At 45.1% G+C, this 5370-nt stretch carries 5 protein-coding genes; 3 read left to right on the top strand and 2 right to left on the bottom strand.

Going from position 1 to position 5370, the window contains the following annotated elements; all coding sequences use genetic code 11:
• Together QUB11_RS03875 and QUB11_RS03870 are read left to right on the top strand one after the other, a co-directional pair.
• A partial coding sequence (locus QUB11_RS03875) for a hypothetical protein (RefSeq protein ID WP_333389856.1) occupies positions 1-187 on the top strand: 187 nt, incomplete at its 5' end.
• Positions 188-287: 100 nt separating this feature from the next.
• Entirely contained in the window at positions 288-764 is a 477-nt protein-coding gene (locus QUB11_RS03870) for a GxxExxY protein (protein WP_333389855.1), read from the top strand.
• 114 nt (positions 765-878) lie between these two features.
• Here QUB11_RS03870 and QUB11_RS03865 read toward each other — a convergent pair whose 3' ends face one another.
• Positions 879-1610 (bottom strand): WecB/TagA/CpsF family glycosyltransferase, encoded by a 732-nt coding sequence (locus QUB11_RS03865; RefSeq protein WP_333389854.1) that lies wholly within the window; start codon positions 1608-1610, stop codon positions 879-881.
• A 207-nt stretch (positions 1611-1817) separates the two neighbouring features.
• Positions 1818-1955 (bottom strand): hypothetical protein, encoded by a 138-nt coding sequence (locus QUB11_RS03860; protein WP_015178876.1) that lies wholly within the window; start codon positions 1953-1955, stop codon positions 1818-1820.
• Between the two features lie 111 nt (positions 1956-2066).
• On the opposite strand from QUB11_RS03860, the gene QUB11_RS03855 reads away from it, so the two are divergent.
• Complete coding sequence (locus QUB11_RS03855; RefSeq protein WP_333389853.1) at positions 2067-5276, top strand: glycoside hydrolase family 15 protein; 3210 nt, start codon at positions 2067-2069, stop codon at positions 5274-5276.
• The last annotated feature ends 94 nt before the right edge of the window (positions 5277-5370 follow it).

Raw genomic sequence — 5370 nt, 5'->3', positions numbered from 1 at the left:
TGTCAAAATCAGTGTTGTGCTGTGTGTCAAAATCACTAATTGTGCTCCACCTCTTCCCCGCGAGGGGACAACAAACAACCAGCACGACACGGATAAACACGGATACACGGAGGATAGCCAAATTAGCCAATTAGCTAAACCTCAGACGAGTCAAACCATCCGTGTATCCGTGTCAAAATCCGTGTAGTGCAGTGCTTTCCAGAAAAAAATTTTTTCTGTCTGGGTGAATTTTTTGGGTGCTATGCCAAAATAAGGAAAAAAGCATCTCAACAATTGGACAGAAAAAAATGAGCGAAAAGATTCAGGCTCCACATGAAGACCTAACTTATCGGATCATAGGTGCAGGTATGGCCGTTCACAGACAGCTTGGGCCAGGTTACAAAGAAGCAATTTATCAGGAAAAACTCGAACAACAACTGACAAAAGAGGGAATCGGTTTTGAGCCACAAAAACACCTTCCCGTTTACTACAACGAGCAATTACTTGGTTTGTACATTCCAGATTTTATTATTGAAAACAAAGTTATTCTGGAAATAAAAGCCTTCGCTACACTTCATAAAAAGTATTTGGGACAAGTCATTACTTACCTGAATCACACGGCTTTACCAATTGGTTTATTAATGAATTTTGGTGACAGAAGACTGCTATCGCGACGTGTATTTCCCTCACCTCAAGCTACTGAGTTTCGCGACAACCATCAGTGGATATTTGTCCCTGACTGGCTGCAAGCTCAAAAACGAAGTCAAGAAGAGACTCCGTTTTAGAGCCAGATTGCGCTAATCAGTGGCAAATAGTAAGATGATTCAATTCATCCGTGTATCCGTGTCAAAATCCGTGTCGTGCTCCGTCTCAAAATCACTGTCCTGCTTACACCTAACTTACCCTCGCAAATCCCCCAAAGCTTTCAAGGCAAATTGTGGCAAAGCTAACATCCTGCGCCAGCGCCAAGGCTCTTGATAAAGCCGATATAGCCATTCTAAATGATTGTCGCAAAACCAAGCCGGCGCGCGGGTTTTTGTCCCTGCCCAAATATCGAAACTGCCACCAACTCCCACCCAAATTGACTGAGGGCAAAGGTGTCGGTGTTCGGCAATCCAAAATTCTTGGCGCGGCACTCCCAATCCTACAAAAATCAGTTTGGGCTGCATTTGTTTGAGGCTTTCACGGAAGTCTTTCTCTTCATCTGCGGAAAGATAACCGTGTTGAGAAGCAATTGACAATCCGTTAACTTTTTGCTGCCAAGTTTTGACCGCAGCAGCCGCCACTCCGGGGGAACCTCCAAAGAAAAATAGTGGTTCCGAATCAGGCAATTTTCCGGCTTGTTGCAGCAGCGATTCTGCTAATTCAATCCCCGGATAGCGCTGGGCTGGTTTGCCACGCAGCCGCAAGTACAACACTACTCCCGAACCGTCGGGAATCACGAGTTCAGCAGAGCGAATTACATCTGCTAAAGCCTGATTTTGCTCGGCTTGCATGGCCATTTCAGCATTCAAAGTCACCACATGACTTCCTAACCCTTGATGCAGACGCTCCATCAGCCAACCTGCATAATCATCTAATATGTGAACTGGTAGTCCCAGCACTGAAAATTGCGGGCGCGATCGATCCATATTTTTTTCTTTGAGATTCCTACACACCTAGTTATTTAAATTAGCTGAGATTGGCGATCGACGCTAGAGCAGTTTTGGTCGCAAAAAACCCGGTTTGTGCCACCCAGAGTCTGTTAAGTCATCGTTCGGTGGCCCGGAAACCGGTTTTTTTGTAAGCGACGAGTCGCGCAATTTCATTAGAGTTTGCCAGCCAAGTGCGATCGAGCATTAGTGTTCGATTTTTTTGACAGAGCCGTCGGCGTACCATTCCATCGGTACTAGCTCAATTTTACCATTAATTTTCACTGTAGAGTAGACAACTTTTACGAAAGGAACGCTGTTGTTATTGTGGTTGTGGGTAGACATGACAATTACCTTTTTGTGTTTGGATAACTTGAGAAATAATCTAATCTCTGATATATTTAAAAGTCTATTCACCCCAAATCTACTCGCATCAGGAAAAAGCAGGAAAACGAAATGGCGATCGCAAAAAACCAGCGGCAAACCAGGTTAGATTATTACTACGAGCAAATCAAAACCATCATCCTCAAGCGCCAGAACCCAATTACAGGTTTGCTGCCGGCGAGTACCGCCGTTAACGCCCACGGCGACTACACCGATGCCTGGGTGCGCGACAACGTGTACAGCATTCTCGCGGTTTGGGGTTTGGGTTTAGCTTACCGCAAAATTGATGGAGATCAGGGCAGGACATTTGAACTCGAACACAGCACAGTCAAACTGATGCGCGGCTTGCTGTTTGCGATGATGCAGCAATCGAGCAAAGTAGAACATTTTAAAAATACTCAGTCGCCGCTAGATGCCCTGCACGCTAAATACAATACTCAAACTGGAAGTATTGTTGTCGGTGATGACCAGTGGGGACATTTACAGTTAGACGCTACATCTATATTCTTATTAATTCTTGCTCAAATGACGGCTTCCGGGCTGCACGTAATTTTTACAATTGATGAAGTGAATTTCGTGCAAAATTTAGTTTACTACATCGGTAGAGCCTACCGCACACCGGATTACGGAATTTGGGAAAGAGGTCATAAAATCAATCGCGGCAATGCAGAATTGAACGCCAGTTCTGTTGGCATGGCAAAAGCAGCGCTGGAAGCAATAAATGGGTTGGATTTGTTCGGGATTAAAGGTTCTCAAGCATCGGTTATTCACGTTTTGCCCGACGAAATTGCCAGAAGTCGCATAACTTTGGAATCGCTTTTGCCTCGCGAATCGAGTTCAAAAGAAGTAGATGCCGCTTTATTGAGTGTGATTAGCTTTCCGGCTTTTGCTGTGGAAGATCGAGAATTAATAGAACGGACTCGAAATAAGATAATTGACAAATTGCAAGGAAAATACGGCTGCAAGCGGTTTCTGCGCGACGGACACCAAACAGTTTTGGAAGATGCGGATCGCCTGCACTACGAACCCACAGAATTAAGGCAGTTCGAGCACATTGAATGCGAGTGGCCGCTATTTTTCACTTATTTGCTCTTGGACGGCATATTTCAGGGAAATCAAGCCCAAGTGCAAGAGTACCAGCAGCGTTTGGAATCTTTAGCAGTCGATCGATCTGGTTTGCCACTACTACCAGAATTGTACTACGTCCCCGCCGAAAATATAGAAGCAGAAAAGCTAAATCCCCGCAGCCAGCAGCGCTTAGCCAATGAAAATATTCCCCTCGTTTGGGCGCAAAGTTTGTACTTTCTCGGTCAATTGCTGAACGAAGGATTAATAGCAGTTGGCGATATCGACCCGCTGGGAAGACATTTGTCAGTCGGCCAACACAGAGAACCTTTAGTGCAAATTGCACTGTTAGCTGAAGACGAAGATTTGCAAGCAGAATTAGCCGCTAACGGCATTGCGGCACAAACCCCAAAACAGGTAGAACCAATTCAAGTCCGCCAGACTAAAGAATTATCAGCTATTTACACGCAAATTGGACGCAACGACCAATTAGGTTTAAGCGGCCGCCCCGTGCGCCGTTTGCGGAGTTTAACAACTTCTCGGGTGTTTAAAATTCGCGAAGAGGCGATCGTATTTCTTCCCTCATTTTTGAACAGACAAGAGTTTTACTTAACTTTAGATTACCATTTTTTAGTAGCTCAAATCAAGAGCGAAATAGCTCACATTCACCGCCACTGGTATCAGTTGGGACGCCCTACGGTAACGCTGATGCTGACTCACACGATGCTGGAAACCGGGCGGGAAGCGTTGTTAGAATTAATGAAGGAATTCCGGGATGGACACTGTAACAACACGCCAGTTAAACTCGGAAATCTTAAGCAGTTAATGCTGACCGCTGGCACGGAAAGAATTGATTTCATGCACGATTTTGAATTTACCGAATCTCCGGTGACAGGTGCACTAGAAACGCGCAGCTATCTAACTTACAATCCCGAAAAAACTTGGCCTTTGGGTCACACGCAAGAATTTAAATTAGAGTGCGAGACTAATACTCAATTTTTGCTAACTAGCCTGCGCGATTCAGAAAACTTGTACGAACAAATTGAGTTGCTGCACACGTTAGTTCGCCTTAAGGGATTAAATTTTGATACAGGATTTGGAGGGGCGGAAGAAACAGTTAAAGTTGTGGATTTGGTCAACGAAGTTTATACAAAAGCTGGAGAAAGTTCGCAATCAAAAATTCAATGGGCAGTCATCCGCCATGCCGCAGGTTTGCTGGACAAAGTTGATATCAGCTTATCCGATGCGGTGACAGATATTTTGGTGCGACAAAAACAGATTGCTGTGGGGAAAGCTTACAGCGAAGATTCGATAATTTCGAGACCCGGATCTTACACGGAAGTGATGGACAAAATTCGCCAATTCTGCGGAGAAGATATTCGCGATCGAGTTCTAACTCAAGAAGTTCTGATCTACCTCGGCTTGCTAATTAAAGCAGAACCCCATTTATTTAAAGGTTTGCTGACACTGAGAGTTAGCTACTTTATTCTGCTGTTAACAAGCGAGTTGGCGCGCGAATTGGGAGTTACGCAAAATGAAGCTTACGAACATTTAATGCAGCTAAGTCCCTTTGAAATCAAAAATCGCCTGCGCCAAGTGTTGACAGAATACGAGGAAATGAATCAAATCCTTAAACAGCAAGAATCCCTGCGCGTCAAACAGGCGGAAAAAGATATTGAATGGGTAGTAGCGCCAGTTTCCGAAGAACCGCAAATGCCTGGGGGAGGATGGCGGCGGAAGCGGCAGATGGAAGGTACTGTCAATCGCGTACCGAAGGATTTTTATCCGAGTGTTTGGGGACTCCTGCGGCACTGCAAAGGCTTGATTATTGGGGACAAATTAGAGCGGCGCAATCGCTTAGATAGCCATATCATTTTATCGGAAATGACGCCGGGGGAAAAGAATTTCGCGCTACAAATTGAGCATTTGCTGAATAAGATTGTCGCACCGGAATATCGGCAAGTTAATATTGAGGCGCTGATGGAGTTGGCGGCGATCGCCCAGCGTAACCCAGATTTGCAAGTAGAAGAATACATCGTTTTAGATGTATTAGTCGGTCACGCAGTCCGGCTGAATTGGCAAGGAAAACACCCGGAAAGAGCGGATAAATACGACGAAGATAAAGCGGCGGCTTGGCAAGCTTTTTACAATACTTCGCCTTACGTTTGCGCGAGTCATGTACTCGATGCTTTCCGATTCTTGACGAAGTTTGGATAGATTGAGTGCGGGTGGTTAGGATCGCGAATTAAATAACTTACAATTTTAATTGTTATTGTGGGATGGGCGTCCCGCCCGTCCAAAAAAGACGGGC

The sequence above is a fragment of the Microcoleus sp. B6-A1 genome (assembly GCF_036705085.1).
Lineage (GTDB): Bacteria > Cyanobacteriota > Cyanobacteriia > Cyanobacteriales > Microcoleaceae > Microcoleus.
The sequence above is the reverse complement of the archived record's forward strand: the minus strand, read 5'-3'. Positions and strand labels throughout refer to the sequence as shown.